Source organism: Methyloligella halotolerans (assembly GCF_001708935.1).
In the GTDB taxonomy this organism is placed as follows: domain Bacteria; phylum Pseudomonadota; class Alphaproteobacteria; order Rhizobiales; family Methyloligellaceae; genus Methyloligella; species Methyloligella halotolerans.
The window spans coordinates 140943-155043 of the sequence record NZ_MASI01000003.1 but is presented as its reverse complement, the minus strand read 5'-3'; the positions used below and the strand labels follow the sequence as shown (position 1 = coordinate 155043).

The following is a 14101-nucleotide window of genomic DNA, read 5'->3' as shown; positions in this document are numbered from 1 at the left end:
CCCCCACTCCCCAGAGCGCTGAGATTCTAGCCTTTCCCGGCAACACGGAGCTCCCTCTCCCCTCGGGGGAGAGGGCTGGGGTGAGGGGGAAAGAGAGGCAGGTGAGGGGGGACCTACCCATCGATTCTTCATCCCCCTCACCCGGCACTTGCAGCGCCGACCTCTCCCCGTCGGGGAGAGGTGAAGACGCTCTGCCGGTCGAGCCGGGCGACGACACCTCATCGGAAGCCGACTTCCCCGCAGCCCTCGCTCGTCTCAAGGCAGCGCTCCCCGCCCCCCTCTACCTCGCCGCGCGCCACATCTATGCCGGCGACGACCGCGCACGCATCGAAGCTCTCGCCCAGCTCGGGCAAGAAGCCGGCATACCCATCGTGGCCAGCACCGGCGCGCTCTATCACGCCGCCCACCGCCGCCCGCTGCAGGACGTGCTCACCTGCATTCGCGAGAAATGCACGATCCACGAAGCCGGGTTTCATCTGCGCGCCAATGCCGAGCGCCACCTGAAAGCGCCGCAGGAAATGGCCCGCCTCTTCAAAGGCCACCGGGACGCGCTTCGCCGCTCTATCGAGATCGCCGATGCCTGCCGCTTCTCCCTCGACGAGCTGAAATACGAATACCCGGACGAGCCGGTGCCGAAAGGCAAGACACCCCAATCTCATCTGGAGGAGCTCACCTGGACGGGCGCCCACTGGCGTTTTCCCGATGGGTTGCCGGACCGTATCCGCGTGTTGATCGAGAAGGAGCTGACCCTCATCGACCAGCTCCGCTACGCGCCCTACTTCCTCACCGTCCACGACATCGTCCACTTCGCGCGCAGCCGCGGCATCCTCTGCCAGGGTCGGGGCAGCGCCGCCAACTCCGTCGTCTGCTACTGCCTCGCCATCACCAATGTGAACCCGGCGGAGATCGATCTGCTGTTCGAGCGCTTCATCTCCCCGGAGCGCAACGAGCCCCCCGATATCGACGTCGATTTCGAACATGAACGCCGCGAGGAGGTGATCCAATACATCTACGGCCGCTATGGCAGAGAGCGCGCCGGCCTCGCCGCCACGGTGATCTCCTATCGCGGCCGCTCGGCGATCCGCGAGGTGGGCAAGGCCATGGGCCTTTCCGAAGATACCGTCGCTGCACTCTCCGGCACGGTCTGGGGCCTCTCCAATCGCGGGCTCCCGGACGAGTATGTCCGTCAGGCCGGACTCGACCCGCAAGACCCGCTGCTCGCCCGCACCCTCGAGCTCACCCAGGAGCTCATCGGCTTCCCCCGCCACCTCTCCCAGCATGTCGGCGGTTTCGTCCTCACCCGCGGCCCCCTTTGCGAGACCGTGCCCATCGGCAACGGCGCCATGCCAGACCGCACCTTCATCGAATGGGACAAGGACGATCTCGATGCCCTGGGCCTCATGAAGGTCGATGTGCTGGCGCTCGGCATGCTCACCTGCATCCGCAAATGCCTCAGCCTGTTGAAGACCCATTACGGGCGCGACCTGACCCTCGCCACCGTGCCCCGCGACGACGAGCGCACCTACGACATGCTCTGCCGTGCCGATTCTCTCGGCGTCTTCCAGGTGGAGAGCCGGGCCCAGATGAACATGTTGCCCCGGCTGAAGCCCCGCTGCTTCTACGATCTCGTCATCGAGGTCGCCATCGTCCGCCCCGGCCCTATCCAGGGCGACATGGTGCACCCCTATTTGCGCCGCCGCTCCGGCGACGAGACGGTCGAGTTTCCCTCTCCATCCCCCGAGCATGGTGACGTGGACGAGCTGCGTCAGGTGCTGGGCAAGACCATGGGCGTGCCTCTCTTCCAGGAGCAGGCCATGCGGCTCGCCATGGTGGCGGCGAAATTCTCCTCCGAAGAGGCGAACGAGCTGCGCCGCGCCATGGCCACCTTCCGCCGCCGCGGCACCATCGGCAAGCTGGAGCACAAGATGGTCTCCCGCATGAGCGCGCGAGGCTATCCGCGCGACTTTGCCGAACGCTGCTTCAACCAGATCAAGGGCTTCGGCGAATACGGCTTCCCCGAAAGCCACGCCGCCAGCTTTGCCCATCTGGTCTATGTCTCGTCCTGGCTGAAATGCCATTACCCGGCAGCTTTCGCCGCGGCGCTTCTGAATTCTCAGCCCATGGGTTTCTATGCGCCGGCCCAGATCGTTCGCTGCGCGCGCGAGCATGGTGTGGAAGCGCGCGAGGCTGACATCAATCACAGCCTTTGGGACTGCACTTTAGAACCGGCATCTGAAGGCGGCTTCGCCCTCCGCCTGGGCCTGCGCCAGATCGACGGCTTCAAAGAAGACGCCGCGCGCGCGCTGGTGGCGAAACGCGACAACCGCCCGCCCGAAACCGAGCCTCACCTCTTCGCCCCGCCCGCTTCTCTGGGACTTCCACCGCCTGAGCCAATTGAGGCCGAACTCCCTCTCCCCTCGGGGGAGAGGGTTGGGGTGAGGGGGAAAGAAGAATCGGTGAGGGGGGCCCAACCTCTCGAGTCTTGCTCCCCCTCACCCGGAGGCTGCGCATCCGACCTCTCCCCGGCGGGGAGAGGTGAAACGCGCGCCCCCACCCCTACTCCGACCTCCACGATCTCTGGCAGCGGAGCGGTCTCTCCCGCGCCACCCTGGAGCGGCTGGCCAGCGCCGATGCCATGCGCTCCTTGAGGCTAGACCGGCGCCAGGCCCTCTGGGCTGTGCGCGGCTCCCGGAGACGGAAGCCCTTCCGCTTTTCCAGCATGCCGACGCCAGGGAGATGGGCGAGGAGCCCCAAGCCGCCCTGCCGGAAATGCCCCTGCCTGAGCACGTGGTGAACGACTACCGGTCGTTACGTCTTTCCCTGAAAGCCCACCCCATGCAGTTTCTGCGGGACTATTTTGCCAAGCGGCGCATCGTGCCTTGCGGCGCCCTCAAAGACGCCCGCGACGGCGCGCGCATCCAAACCGCCGGCGTGGTGCTCGTCCGTCAGAGGCCGGGCTCCGCCCAGGGCGTCGTCTTCATGACCATCGAAGACGAGACCGGCGTCGCCAACGCCGTGGTCTGGCCCAAGACCTTCGAGAAATTTCGTCGCGAGGTCATGGGATCGCGCCTGATCGTTATCCAGGGCCGTATCCAGCGTCATGAGGACATCGTCCATCTTGTTTCCCAGCGCCTGGAAGACCGCAGCGATCTGCTCGGTTTGCTCTCCGAAGGCGGGCTGGAAGCGAACGATCTCCTCGCCAACGCCGACGAGGTCCGCCGACCAGATCCCGGCTCCTGGCGCGGTGCGAGGCTGGACAAGCGAAGGGAAGAAGCCGCATTCGACATTCCGGTTGCCCATGGTGATCATGTAAAGCATGCCGGCGAGGATGCACGCGCACGCGCCAAGGCGAAGACGGAAGAAAAGCACGATCGTTACAGCCGGCCCCATCCGCGCTGGCGGCCGAAGCATCCGAGAAGCGAACGCATCATCCCGAAATCCCGCGATTTTCACTAACCGCCTCGGAGCTGCTGGTACGCAGGCGCAAAACGCTTATCTTCGGGCCATGAAACTCACGCCGATTGCCACCTCACTTCTCGCTCTACTCATCCTCTCTCCCACCGCCGGCCTCACTCAGGACGCAGCGCAAAGCGACACGCGCCAGCCGGAAGCCGGAAGCACCATCGCCCACAAACCGCTGGCGAAGGCGAAGCATGAGATGGTGGTCGCCGCCCATCCGCTGGCCGCGGAAGCCGGCCTGACGATCCTGGAGAACGGAGGCAGCGCCATCGATGCCGGCATCGCCGTGCAGCTCGTGCTCAATCTCGTCGAGCCCCAATCCTCGGGTATCGGCGGTGGCGCCTTCGCGCTCTACTGGGACAAGCAGGCCGCGACCCTCACCGGATTCGACGGTCGCGAGACCGCACCCGCAGCTGTCGGCGAGGACCTGTTCCTCGACAAGAAGGGAAAGCCGCTGAAATTCGATCAGGCGGTGGCAAGCGGCAAATCCATCGGCACCCCAGGCGTCGTCGCCATGCTGTGGAAGGCCCATCAACGCTACGGAAAGCTCCCTTGGAAGGACCTGTTCCAGCCGGCGATCGATCTGGCCGAAAACGGCTTCCCGGTGCCTGACCGCCTGGCCGCGTTGCTCTCCGACATGAAACCGCAGGACTTCGCACCGGGGGCGCGCGCGTATTTCTTTCCGGACGGCAAGCCGCTTCAAGCCGGCGCCATCCTGAAGAACCCGGCCTTCTCCAAGACGCTCCGGAGTCTCGCAAAGGACGGACCGGAGGCCTTCTATTCCGGACCGCTCGCCGATGCCATCGTCGAGACCGTCGCAAACGATTCCCGCGCGCCCGGAAAATTGAGCGAGGACGACCTCACAGATTACGAAGCGAAGGAACGCCAACCGGCCTGCGTCGATTATCGGAAGCGGGAGGTCTGCGGCGCCGGCCTTCCTTCGTCCGGCGGCATCACCGTCGGCCAGATCCTCAAGCTCGCCGAACCGTTCGACTTGGGCCAGGCGCCGCTTACTCTGCCGCCCACCCAGATCATCGCCGATGCGGAACGCCTCGCCTTTGCGGACCGCAACGAATATCTCGCCGATAGCGATTTCGTGGACGTGCCGGCCAAGGGCCTGCTGAACCCGGCCTATCTGGCGGAACGCGCCAAGCTGATCACCCCCGGCACGATGCTTCCCGAGGCGCTGCCCGGCACGCCGTCCGGCATCGACCCAGACCGGTTCGGCAAGGACGCCACCAAGGAACGCAAGGGCACCAGCCATATTTCGATCGTTGATGCAGACGGCAACGCGCTTTCCATGACCACCAGCGTCGAGCAAGCCTTTGGCGCGCGCACCATGACGGGCGGCTTCCTGCTCAACAATCAGCTCACCGACTTCTCCTTCGAACCGAAAGACAAGCAAGGCCGCCCGATCGCCAATCGCGTCCAGCCGGGCAAGCGCCCGCGCAGCTCCATGGACCCGACCATCGCCTTCGACAATCCGGAAGGCGAACGCACCTTGCGCTATGTGCTGGGGTCCCCCGGCGGCCCGGGCATCATCCTCTTCAACGCCAAGGCTCTCTTCGCCATGATCGACTGGAGTCTTGACCCCCAAGCCGCCGTGGATCTCGCCAATTTCGGCGCGGTCGGCAACACGATCCTCTTGGAGAGCGATCCGACCCTCGACGGTCTCGCCGCCAAGCTCGGAGACCTCGGCTATAAGGTGAAGCGGTCGCCCCTGACCAGCGGTCTCCACGTCATCGCGGTCACCAGGGATGGGCTCGAAGGCGGCGCCGACCCCAGGCGGGAAGGCGTGGCCTTGGGCAACTGAGCGCGTTATGGCTCACCGATGACCGAGAAGCCTTCAACCCTGGCCATCCGCGGCGCTGGCATCACAGGCCTCTGGCAAGCGCTGATGCTCGCGCGAAAAGGCTATGACGTGACCGTCTACGAGCGGTCCGAGACGCCGTTCACTGACACCGCAAGCCGCTGGGCCGCCGCGATGCTCGCCCCCCGCTGCGAGGAAGAAAGCGCGGAACGCTTCGTCCGAGATCTGGGCTTACGCAGCATCGCGCTATGGCAGGAGAGCTATCCCGGCACCATCGTGAACGGCAGCCTCGTGCTGACCCTCCCCCGCGACCGGCCGCTCCTGGAGCGCTTCTCGCGCATGACGAGCCGCCACGAGCGGATCGGCAGGGAGAGGATCGAAGAGCTGGAGCCCGGCCTCGCCGACCGCTTCGAGACGGCGCTCTTCTTCGAAGACGAAGCCCACTTCCCGCCCGAAGCCGCCATGGCCTGGGCGCAGGAAGCTGCCGAAGTGGCAGGCGCAAAGTTCGTTTTCGGCACCGAGGACTACGACCGAAACGCCGATCTCGTCATCGACTGCCGCGGTATGGGCGCACGGGACGATTTGCCGGGGCTTCGCGGCGTGCGCGGCGAGCGCATCATCGTGCGCAGCGGGGAGATCGAATTGTCGCGGCCTATCCGCCTGCTCCATCCGCGCCAATCCCTTTACGTCGTCCCGCGCGGAAACCAGGAATATATGCTCGGCGCCACGGCCATCGAGAGCGATGAGGGTGGGCTGATCAGCGTTCGCTCGACCCTCGACCTCTTGGGCGCCGCCTATGCCCTCGACCCCGCTTTCGGCGAGGCGGAGATTGTGGATCAGGGGGCCGGAGTCCGTCCCGCCTTCCCCGACAACCGCCCTAGGATTATCCTCTCCCCTCGCTATATCTATGTGAACGGCCTCTTCCGGCACGGCTTCCTTCTGGCGCCGGCCCTGGGCGAGCTTGTCGCCAACTATCTCGAAGACGGTACGCGCGAGGAGGAAATCTTTGCAGATTCTCGTGAATGGTGAACCGCACGCGACCGAAGCGGGCGATCTCGCTGCACTCTGCGCGGAGCTCGAGCTTGCCGACGCCAAGATCGCCACGGCGCGCAATGGCGACTTTGTGCCCACGGCCGCCCGCGCCGACACTCGCCTGACGGATGGTGACGAGATCGAGATCGTCGCGCCGCGCCAAGGCGGATAAGAGACCGCGGATAAGACACGGCGACTGAATGAACGCACCCATGGCCGATCCAATGCTGACATTGTACGGCGAGAGCTTTGCCTCTCGGCTGCTGCTGGGCACCGCGGGCTATCCCTCGCCCGACATCTTAGCCCGCGCGGCGAAGGCGTCGGGTGCGGAGATTCTCACTGTCTCTCTCCGTCGGGAATCCGCCCGCCAGCGCACCGGTCAGGGGTTCTGGCAACTCGTCGAAGAGCTGGACCTCAAGCTCCTGCCGAATACCGCGGGCTGCCATTCCCCGAAGGAAGCGATCGCCACCGCCCAGATGGCCCGCGAGCTGTTCGGGACCGATTGGATCAAGCTGGAGGTGATCGGCAACGACGACACCCTTCAGCCGGATCTTTTTGGTCTGGTGGAAGCGGCCAAGGCGCTCTCGGAAGAGGGCTTCAAGATTCTGCCCTATTGCACCGAAGATCTCAGCGCCGCGGAACGGCTGGTCGCGGCAGGCTGCGAAGTGCTGATGCCCTGGGGCTCGCCCATCGGCTCCGCGTGTGGCCTCTCCAACCGGCCGGGCCTGAAGGCATTGCGTGCCTACTTCCCCGATATCCCGCTGATCGTCGATGCCGGCATCGGCGCGCCGTCCCACGCCGCCGAGGCCATGGAGCTCGGCTATGACGGCGTGCTGCTCAACACCGCCGTCGCCAAGGCCGGCGATCCGGTCGCCATGGCGGCAGCGTTCGGCAAGGCCATCGAGGCGGGTCATCAGGCCTTCGCAGCGGGGCTGATGGAGCCCCAGGACATGGCGAGCCCCTCCACCCCGATGGCGGGCACGCCCTTTGCCGGCTCCGGCCGCGTCTCCTGACCGGGGCGCACCTCTGCTTATGAAGCTCGATCCGTTCTATCCCATCGTCCCGGATTTTGCCTTGGCCGCCCGGCTCGTGCCGCTTGGCGTGAAGTTTCTGCAACTTCGGATCAAGGATGCCCCTGCTGAGACGATACGGGCCGAGATCGCCCAGACCATGCAGCTCTGCGCGGAGCACGATTGCCTTCTGGTGGTGAACGACTATTGGCGGGAAGCGATCGACCTCGGAGCCGATTTCATCCATCTCGGTCAGGAGGACCTCGCGGCGGCCGATCTCGGCGCCATCAAGCGCGCCGGGCTGAAGCTCGGCATCAGCAGCCATTCCCCGGAGGAGCTCGGCAATGCCAAGGCCGCCGAGCCCGACTATGTGGCCCTCGGCCCGGTCTATGAGACGAAGCTGAAGAAGATGCCCTGGGCGCCTCAGGGGCTGGACCGCATCAGGGAATGGCGTTCCGCCCTGCAATGTCCCCTGGTGGCCATCGGCGGGATCACCGTGGAGCGGGCGGCAGGCGTTCTCGAGGCAGGCGCGGATAGCGCGGCCGTCATCACGGACATCCTGACGGATGCCGCCCCGGAAGCCCGGGCGCGACAATGGATCGCCGCGACTCAAGGCTGGCGGGCAAACTCTTGACCCTTTATATTCGGGCAATGTTCAGAGCGGTCCCGGCCGGTCTTGCCCGGTCAGGAGTGTAGCGGCCGTGTAGGAGTCCGCAGGTATGGGGTACAGTCTCGATCCGGCCTTGCCGGTGACCCATAGTGTCCGGCAAGTCGCCCTGAGCGAGCTGGACGGCGCCAGGGCTTGGCTCGCAGAAGACGACATCCACACCGGAATCCATAACGCCCGCAAATGCCTGAAGCGTCTTCGGTCGCTTTTGCGACTGGTCGAGACGGGGCTCCCCGAGCCGCAGGTGGATTATCTCCAATCCCGGTTGCGGGGCATCGGCAGAGAGCTGGCACCCGCCCGGGATGCCCAGGCCTTGATCGAGACCCTGGACAAGCTCGCACTCAAATCGCCCAAGCTCTCCCAGGGCAAGGTCTTCGGTCAGATCCGGGAGTGGCTCGAAAACCGGCGCGCCAATGTCGAGGCCCGCGGATCCGATCCCGTTGAGAAAGCCAGTGAGGACCTGGACAAGCTTCGCCCCCTCCTGGCCAAGCTCGCGGTGTTTCCGGACGATTTCGAACCGATCCGCAAGGGAGCGAAACAGCAATACCGCGCCTGCCGAGACGCCTATCGCGAAGCCTTCAAGACCAAGTCCGACGAAGCGCTGCATGAGTGGCGCAAACAGGTACAGCGTCACTGGCGCCAGCTCCAGCTATTGGCTCCCTGCTGGCCGGATACGCTGGCGGCCCGCGCAGAGCACGTCCATAGCCTAGCGAAGAAGCTCGGCGACGATCACGACCTCGCCAATCTCCAACAGCTCGCCACCGCTCCGGCTATGAGCTTCGGCGGCGCAGACGAGACCGAGAGGCTCGCCAAGCGCTGCCGCAAGGATCAGAAGGCCCTGCGCGCTGAAGCGAAGGCGCTCGGCGCCCGCCTCTTCGCCGATAAGCCGAAGACGTTCATCGCGCGAATCGAGACCCGCTGGAATGCGGCCGTCGAAGCCGCAGCGGCTGCGGATAAGCCGGCCAAGCGGCCGGACCGGCAGCCCGACGCCCCGGCTCCGGCCGAACCCGATGCCGACCGCGTCAATAACGTGGTGTTCCTGGATGAAAATTTGGGAGCCGGCAGCAAGGCCGGATAGGGCTGCGCCCCGCCGTGGCTAAAGCTCAAGCTTCATTCCATCAAAGGCGACGTCCCAGCCTGCCTTGGTGACGACCGCACGTTCCTCGGAATCCTCGCGCAGAACGGGGTTCGAGTTGTTGATGTGGATGAAGACCTTCCGCTCCACGCCGAGATCCTCGAAAGCCGCCAGCGTGCCTTTCGGCCCCGACATGTTCATGTGGCCCATGCGTTCGCCGGTCTTCTGAAGCATCCCCTGACGCAGCATCTCGTCATTGGTGAAGAGCGTTCCGTCGAAAAAGACCAGGGGCGCGCCCGTCAGCCTTTCCTTCAGCCGATCGTCGACTTGAGCGCATCCCGGGACATAGAAGAAATGCGTGCCGGCGATCGTGTCCGTCACCTTCAGACCGACCGTGTCGCCTTCCTGGGTGCCGAAATCCTCGCCGGCGGACTCGTCTTCAAGATATAGCGCCACCTTGCCCGGCACGGCGAAACCTTCGATCTCGATTCCGACCGGACCGTCCGGCCCTTTCACTTGGAATGGCTCGCCCAGCGTCATGGGCACCCGATCGACGATCTCCGGATTGAGCACGTTGAAGATGGAGTTCTCCGCCAGCACGCCGAGCACCCGCTCACTGCCGTAGATGGTGAAGGGCTGCCCCTCGCGGAGGTTCAGCAGCCCGGCGACATGGTCGACATCACCATTGGTGAGCACGACGGCCTTGATCGGACTGTTGCGCACCGGGCCGTTCGGATCGGGATGAAGCTCCGGCGTCTCGTTGATCTGCTGGCGAAGGTCCGGCGTGGCGTTCAGCAGCACCCAATCCTTGCCGTTCGCGCTCACCGCGAGCGACGACTGGGTCCGCGCGCGCAACCCTGGAACGCCCTCTCGCACGCCGGCCGAATTCCGCCCCGCGCAGTTCCATTGCGGCAGGCCACCGCCTGCTCCCGATCCTAGAACCTTGATCTGCATAGCGCCTGTTGCATGGCCAATGTGACACGCACCCGTCAAGCCACTTAATGGCGCGTTCATGAAAGAAGGGCTCCCGGTTTTCGCCGGGAGCCCAGAGTAGCTCAGGGTCTTTCAGTGAAGGTGCCCGGGCCGGCCAAACGGCCCGCCCGGGTTTCAAACCGCTCTTACCAGAGCGCGATCTTGGCGCCGCCGTAGATAACCGCAGGCGGGGCCGGAGTAATGGTGCGCGGGTTGGTGAAGAAGTCCTCGCCGAGATCCGGGTCGGCTTCCGCACCCTCGTTCGCACCAGCAAGATTGAAGAAGGTGCCGAACACGCCGTACTCCTTGTCGAAGACGTTGTTGGCGAGCGCGAAGAGCTGGATGCGCGGCGTGATCTGATAGCTGGTGTGCAGATCGACCCGCCAATAACCGTCCAGCTGAGGCTGCTGGTTGGCCTCGTCGCCGAAGAAGTACTGGCTGCTCACACCGATGAGATCGCCACCGATCTTCCACTTGTCGGTCACCCAGTAATCCATGCCGGCCTTGAAGCGATGGGGCGGGATGCCCGGCAGCTGGTCGCCCGGACGCACCGCGATACAGGCCAACTCGCCTTCGTCCTCGCCTTCCTCTTCTTCCTCTTCGAAGTCCGACGCATCGCAGATGCTTTCCCGTGCGGACGGGTTGTCGGGCGCATTGAGGATCAGGTCGTTCTGATAGGTGGCATCGATATAGGCGTAGTTGGCGTAAGCCTGCCATTTCTGGGTCTGGTAGGTCAGGCCGGCTTCGATGCCCTGGCGCAGAATATCCGCACCGTTCTGGAAGTAGCCACGGGTGGAGTTCGTCACCACCGTGATGATGTCGTCATCCGTATAGGTCCGGAAGAGACCCGCATTCCAGGTCCAGCGGGACGACCCGTCAGCAGCAGTATCTTCGCCGCGCAGACCGAGTTCCCACGTGTTCGAGACGACCTGCTCCAGCGGCGGGTCGGCCACCAGGAAGCTCTCGATGAGGCAGGGACGCTCCGGATCGGCGCAGGCGAGCTCCGCCGGCACGGGCGCACGGTTCGCTTCCGAATAGCCGCCATAAGCGCTGATCGTCGAGGTCAGCTGATAGGTCAGGCCTGCCGCCGGGTTGAACCTCTCATAGGTGTTCGTCCCGTTCAGAGCCGGATCCTCGCCGGTCAGATCGGTCAGCTGGATGCTGGCGTAGTTGTACCGGCCGCCCAGGGTCACAGCCAGACGATCGTTCACCTCGTACGTGTCGGAGATATAGAGACCGACATAGGTGTTTTCGGTGTCGATCAGCTTGGGCGCCACCTCGTCCGGTCCGCCGAAGGTCGTGCCCGTCGGCGTGACAACGAAGCGCGGCTGGAACTGGGCCAGCTCGCTCTGGGCGTTAAAGGTCACCTGGCCATGGTCGTAGCTGGCACCGATGATGAAGTGGTTGCCGTGGCCGTACAGATCGGCGTCGTTGGCCATCTGGACCGCCGTGCCCCAGCTGTCGGCTGTCTGACCGGTGGAGTCGATCGAGCCCAGCTCGCCATCGGGCGTCGGGATCAGATTGCCGCTGATATCCGTCGCCTCTTCGCCTTCCAGGCAGAGGATTGCCGGATTGTCGTCGCACGGCTCGGCCTCGGAGATGTTGCCGTCGTCGTGGCTCTGCTCAAAGCGGCGGTAGTAGGCGACACCGGACAACGTGATGTTGTCGTTCACGTTATAGCTCGCATTGACCGACGGCATGATCATCTTGTTGTCGGTCGTCTGCGGCGAGGTGAAGGTCCGTTCCCGATCCAGCGCCAGCAGCTGAACCGGCGCAGAAGCCGTCACGCCGAAGGAGGTGTCCGCCGCCGTCACGTTGACGTGCACCTCGCCCTTGCTGTTGCGGAAGCCGAGATCGGCATACATCCGGCGAAGATCGGATTCCGAGAAGTCCCGGTAGCCCTGATCCTTGATCCGCTCGGCTGCGAAATAGGCCGCCCAGTTGCCGCTCTGCATACCGACCTGGGCGTTGCCCTGCACGCGGCCGAACGAACCGCCGAGGGTAACGATCTCCGCGCCTGGTAGCTGAAGCCGTCCTTCATCTGGATGGTCAGCGCGCCGCCGAGGGCGTTCAGGCCGTAGATCGGGTTGCCGCTGACGATCGTCATATCCTGGATCGCGATCTCCGGCAGGAAGTCGTAGTTGACGATGTCGCCGAACGCCTCGTTGATCCGGACGCCGTTCTGATAGACTGCGAGGCCCTGGGCCACGCCCTGCACCGGCGAGGACTCGAAGCCGCGATACTGAATGTTGGTCTGGAACTCGTTGCCCTGCAGATCCGACTGGATCACGCTCGGCACCTGCTGCTCGAGCACCTGAGCCGGCGGATCCACATAGTCCTGACGGCCGAACGCCTCGCCATTCACATAGGAGAAGGCGCTGGGAACGAGCTGCGCCGGAATCTCAGATCCCTTGACGGGCGACATGGGAACGCCGCCGCTCGGCGGTAGCGTCGAGATGGACTGATCGGCCTCGAATCCTTCGACGGGCTGCGCCACGGGCACCACCGGGGCCGGCGCGGGCGCCGGAGCGGGTCGCGGCGTGCGGGTCGCCTGCTGACGGGGCGGCGGCGCCGGTGCGGGCTGAGGCTGCTCCTGGATGACCTCGACCGCCGGAACTTCGACCTCGCCTTCGCCATCGGGAGCGGCGGCGGATTCCCCTTCGGGAGCGGCCGCGTCGGTCGGTGCTGACGTGCCTTCCGGCGATGTCGACTCGACCTCTTGCTGTTCGATATCGGCGTCCTGCGCCTGCGCGTACGCCGGCAGAAGAAGCGCTCCGGCGAGGAGGACGCTATATCCAAACCCCCTGACGATCATTCTTAACCCCCTGCAGTCCATGACGGATACCGAATCGAACCGACTCGGCATCATTGATTCTTGGACCGATGACATTCGGTTGTCTGGAGGATTTCGCGTCGGCGCTGTCGTCAAGCAGCTTACGATTGTCTTTTCAGGGAACTCCTGGCCTTCCCCAAGGCGGATTTCCCTTTTCGCTCTATGGCGAGACGTCCCTGCTTCCTGCGCCCCGAATCGCCCCCCAAAACCGACGCTCGGTGCTCTGCGATAATGTCGCAGTTTCAAAATGAATAGAACATGAAGTCTCTATTAACGCTATCCCATGACCGTCGGGAAAACCTGGCAATCTACTTACCAGCCGCTCCGGGTGGCGCTTGCTTTTCAATAGTTTGGCGCTCGTTCGGCTTCTCTTACCAGGCGCTTCGCCGTTAACGATCCATGGCAGCCCTGCGGGCCCAAGGCAGTTGATTCGTTTATGAACTCCCGCTACCCATTGCCGCGGTCTATCGCGCCAATCGGTCTGCCCCGCGCAAGCTGAGGGGCGCGAAAGAGTGCGAATTACGGACAGGATAAACTGTCCCAAATGCTGCGGGAGAAATGGCGGACGGAGCCGCCAGTGCGTGGCCGGATGCCGCCCTCTCCCCATGGCGCAGAATGAGAGCACGGCCCGGGTCTGTAGATGTGTATCGCGTGGATCGTCCGATGATGTGGTGGAAAGCGCCTCTGGGCCGGTATTCGCCGTTGGCGAAGCCCCTGCTGCGCTCCAGCGCTGCCGTGATGGCCGTTGCCGGCATCCTGGTCATCGCGGGCGTCGGCGTGAGCCACGCCCAGGTCACCGGCGATGAGGCTGGAACGGCCGCTCCGGAAGGCCACGCAGACGCTCCCGCCAAGTCCACGGCGGAATCTCGGGCGCCGCCGCGCCGGCGTCCGCAGACGGCCTGACGCTGGAGTTGAACAAGCTGGAGCCCAACGGCGACAACTGCCGGGCCTACATGGTTCTGCGCAACCAGAGCGAGCGCCATTATCAAAGCTTCAAGCTGGATCTGATTGAATTTCGTACCGACGGGATCATCGGCCATCGCTTCGCCGTCGATCTCGGACCCATTCGCCCGGAGAAGACGTTGGTCAAGCTGTTCGATATTGCAGGCAGGCACTGTGACGAGATCGGCAGCTTTCTGATCAATGACGTGATGGAGTGCAGCACCGGGAGCGGTGCCGTCGACGATTGCTTCTCCGGACTTTCCGTTTCCTCCCGCGCAGATGCGGAACTCACCAAATAAGG

General features: G+C 64.5%; 11 protein-coding genes and 1 pseudogene. 9 read left to right on the top strand and 3 right to left on the bottom strand.

The features are described from left to right. The first annotated feature begins 101 nt into the window (after positions 1-101). The 7 genes and pseudogenes from A7A08_RS07110 (at position 102) to A7A08_RS07075 (ending at position 9056) form a co-directional block, all read left to right on the top strand. Positions 102-3456, top strand: a pseudogene (locus tag A7A08_RS07110) (error-prone DNA polymerase). A 49-nt stretch (positions 3457-3505) separates the two neighbouring features. Beyond that, positions 3506-5272 carry a gamma-glutamyltransferase gene (ggt, locus tag A7A08_RS07100; protein ID WP_069094819.1) on the top strand — a complete coding sequence of 589 codons (1767 nt, stop codon included), beginning with the start codon at positions 3506-3508 and terminating at the stop codon, positions 5270-5272. 18 nt (positions 5273-5290) lie between these two features. After that, entirely contained in the window at positions 5291-6298 is a 1008-nt protein-coding gene (locus A7A08_RS07095; RefSeq protein WP_069094818.1) for an FAD-dependent oxidoreductase, read from the top strand. Then, positions 6276-6473 carry a sulfur carrier protein ThiS gene (gene thiS, locus A7A08_RS07090; protein WP_069094817.1) on the top strand — a complete coding sequence of 66 codons (198 nt, stop codon included), beginning with the start codon at positions 6276-6278 and terminating at the stop codon, positions 6471-6473. Before A7A08_RS07095 ends, thiS begins: the two co-directional genes overlap by 23 nt. Before the next feature lie 28 nt (positions 6474-6501). Then, positions 6502-7314 carry a thiazole synthase gene (locus A7A08_RS07085; protein WP_069094816.1) on the top strand — a complete coding sequence of 271 codons (813 nt, stop codon included), beginning with the start codon at positions 6502-6504 and terminating at the stop codon, positions 7312-7314. Between the two features lie 19 nt (positions 7315-7333). Then, positions 7334-7945 (top strand): thiamine phosphate synthase, encoded by a 612-nt coding sequence (locus A7A08_RS07080; protein WP_069094815.1) that lies wholly within the window; start codon positions 7334-7336, stop codon positions 7943-7945. A gap of 85 nt (positions 7946-8030) precedes the next feature. Then, the gene (locus tag A7A08_RS07075; protein WP_069094814.1) at positions 8031-9056 is read left to right on the top strand and encodes a CHAD domain-containing protein; all 1026 of its coding nucleotides are present in this window, start codon (positions 8031-8033) and stop codon (positions 9054-9056) included. A gap of 18 nt (positions 9057-9074) precedes the next feature. Here A7A08_RS07075 and pqqB read toward each other — a convergent pair whose 3' ends face one another. The 3 genes from pqqB to A7A08_RS16775 form a co-directional block, all read right to left on the bottom strand. Continuing rightward, positions 9075-10007 carry a pyrroloquinoline quinone biosynthesis protein PqqB gene (gene pqqB, locus A7A08_RS07070; RefSeq protein WP_069094813.1) on the bottom strand — a complete coding sequence of 311 codons (933 nt, stop codon included), beginning with the start codon at positions 10005-10007 and terminating at the stop codon, positions 9075-9077. Positions 10008-10171: 164 nt separating this feature from the next. Then, entirely contained in the window at positions 10172-11890 is a 1719-nt protein-coding gene (locus tag A7A08_RS07065) for a TonB-dependent receptor (protein WP_083226540.1), read from the bottom strand. After that, positions 11836-12840: a TonB-dependent receptor plug domain-containing protein gene (locus tag A7A08_RS16775; RefSeq protein WP_245290844.1), complete on the bottom strand. Its 1005-nt coding sequence runs from the start codon at positions 12838-12840 to the stop codon at positions 11836-11838. Before A7A08_RS16775 ends, A7A08_RS07065 begins: the two co-directional genes overlap by 55 nt. 681 nt (positions 12841-13521) lie before the next feature. Between A7A08_RS16775 and A7A08_RS07060 the strand changes: the two genes are divergently transcribed. After that, a complete protein-coding gene (locus tag A7A08_RS07060; RefSeq protein ID WP_141693888.1) occupies positions 13522-13761 on the top strand; it encodes a hypothetical protein in 240 nt (79 codons plus the stop codon). Between the two features lie 50 nt (positions 13762-13811). Beyond that, the gene (locus tag A7A08_RS07055) at positions 13812-14099 is read left to right on the top strand and encodes a hypothetical protein (protein WP_245290843.1); all 288 of its coding nucleotides are present in this window, start codon (positions 13812-13814) and stop codon (positions 14097-14099) included. Positions 14100-14101 lie beyond the last annotated feature (2 nt).

Excerpts from the sequence above, each read along its gene's own strand:
- A7A08_RS07080 (WP_069094815.1), top strand. The coding sequence starts at position 7,334 with ATGAAGCTCGATCCGTTCTATCCCATCGTCCCGGATTTTGCCTTGGCC.
- A7A08_RS07085 (WP_069094816.1), top strand. The coding sequence starts at position 6,502 with ATGAACGCACCCATGGCCGATCCAATGCTGACATTGTACGGCGAGAGC.
- A7A08_RS07055 (WP_245290843.1), top strand. The coding sequence starts at position 13,812 with ATGGTTCTGCGCAACCAGAGCGAGCGCCATTATCAAAGCTTCAAGCTG.
- A7A08_RS07095 (WP_069094818.1), top strand. The coding sequence starts at position 5,291 with ATGACCGAGAAGCCTTCAACCCTGGCCATCCGCGGCGCTGGCATCACA.
- ggt (WP_069094819.1), top strand. The coding sequence starts at position 3,506 with ATGAAACTCACGCCGATTGCCACCTCACTTCTCGCTCTACTCATCCTC.
- pqqB (WP_069094813.1), bottom strand. The coding sequence starts at position 10,007 with ATGCAGATCAAGGTTCTAGGATCGGGAGCAGGCGGTGGCCTGCCGCAA.
- A7A08_RS07075 (WP_069094814.1), top strand. The coding sequence starts at position 8,031 with ATGGGGTACAGTCTCGATCCGGCCTTGCCGGTGACCCATAGTGTCCGG.
- A7A08_RS16775 (WP_245290844.1), bottom strand. The coding sequence starts at position 12,840 with ATGATCGTCAGGGGGTTTGGATATAGCGTCCTCCTCGCCGGAGCGCTT.
- A7A08_RS07060 (WP_141693888.1), top strand. The coding sequence starts at position 13,522 with ATGATGTGGTGGAAAGCGCCTCTGGGCCGGTATTCGCCGTTGGCGAAG.
- A7A08_RS07065 (WP_083226540.1), bottom strand. The coding sequence starts at position 11,890 with ATGTATGCCGATCTCGGCTTCCGCAACAGCAAGGGCGAGGTGCACGTC.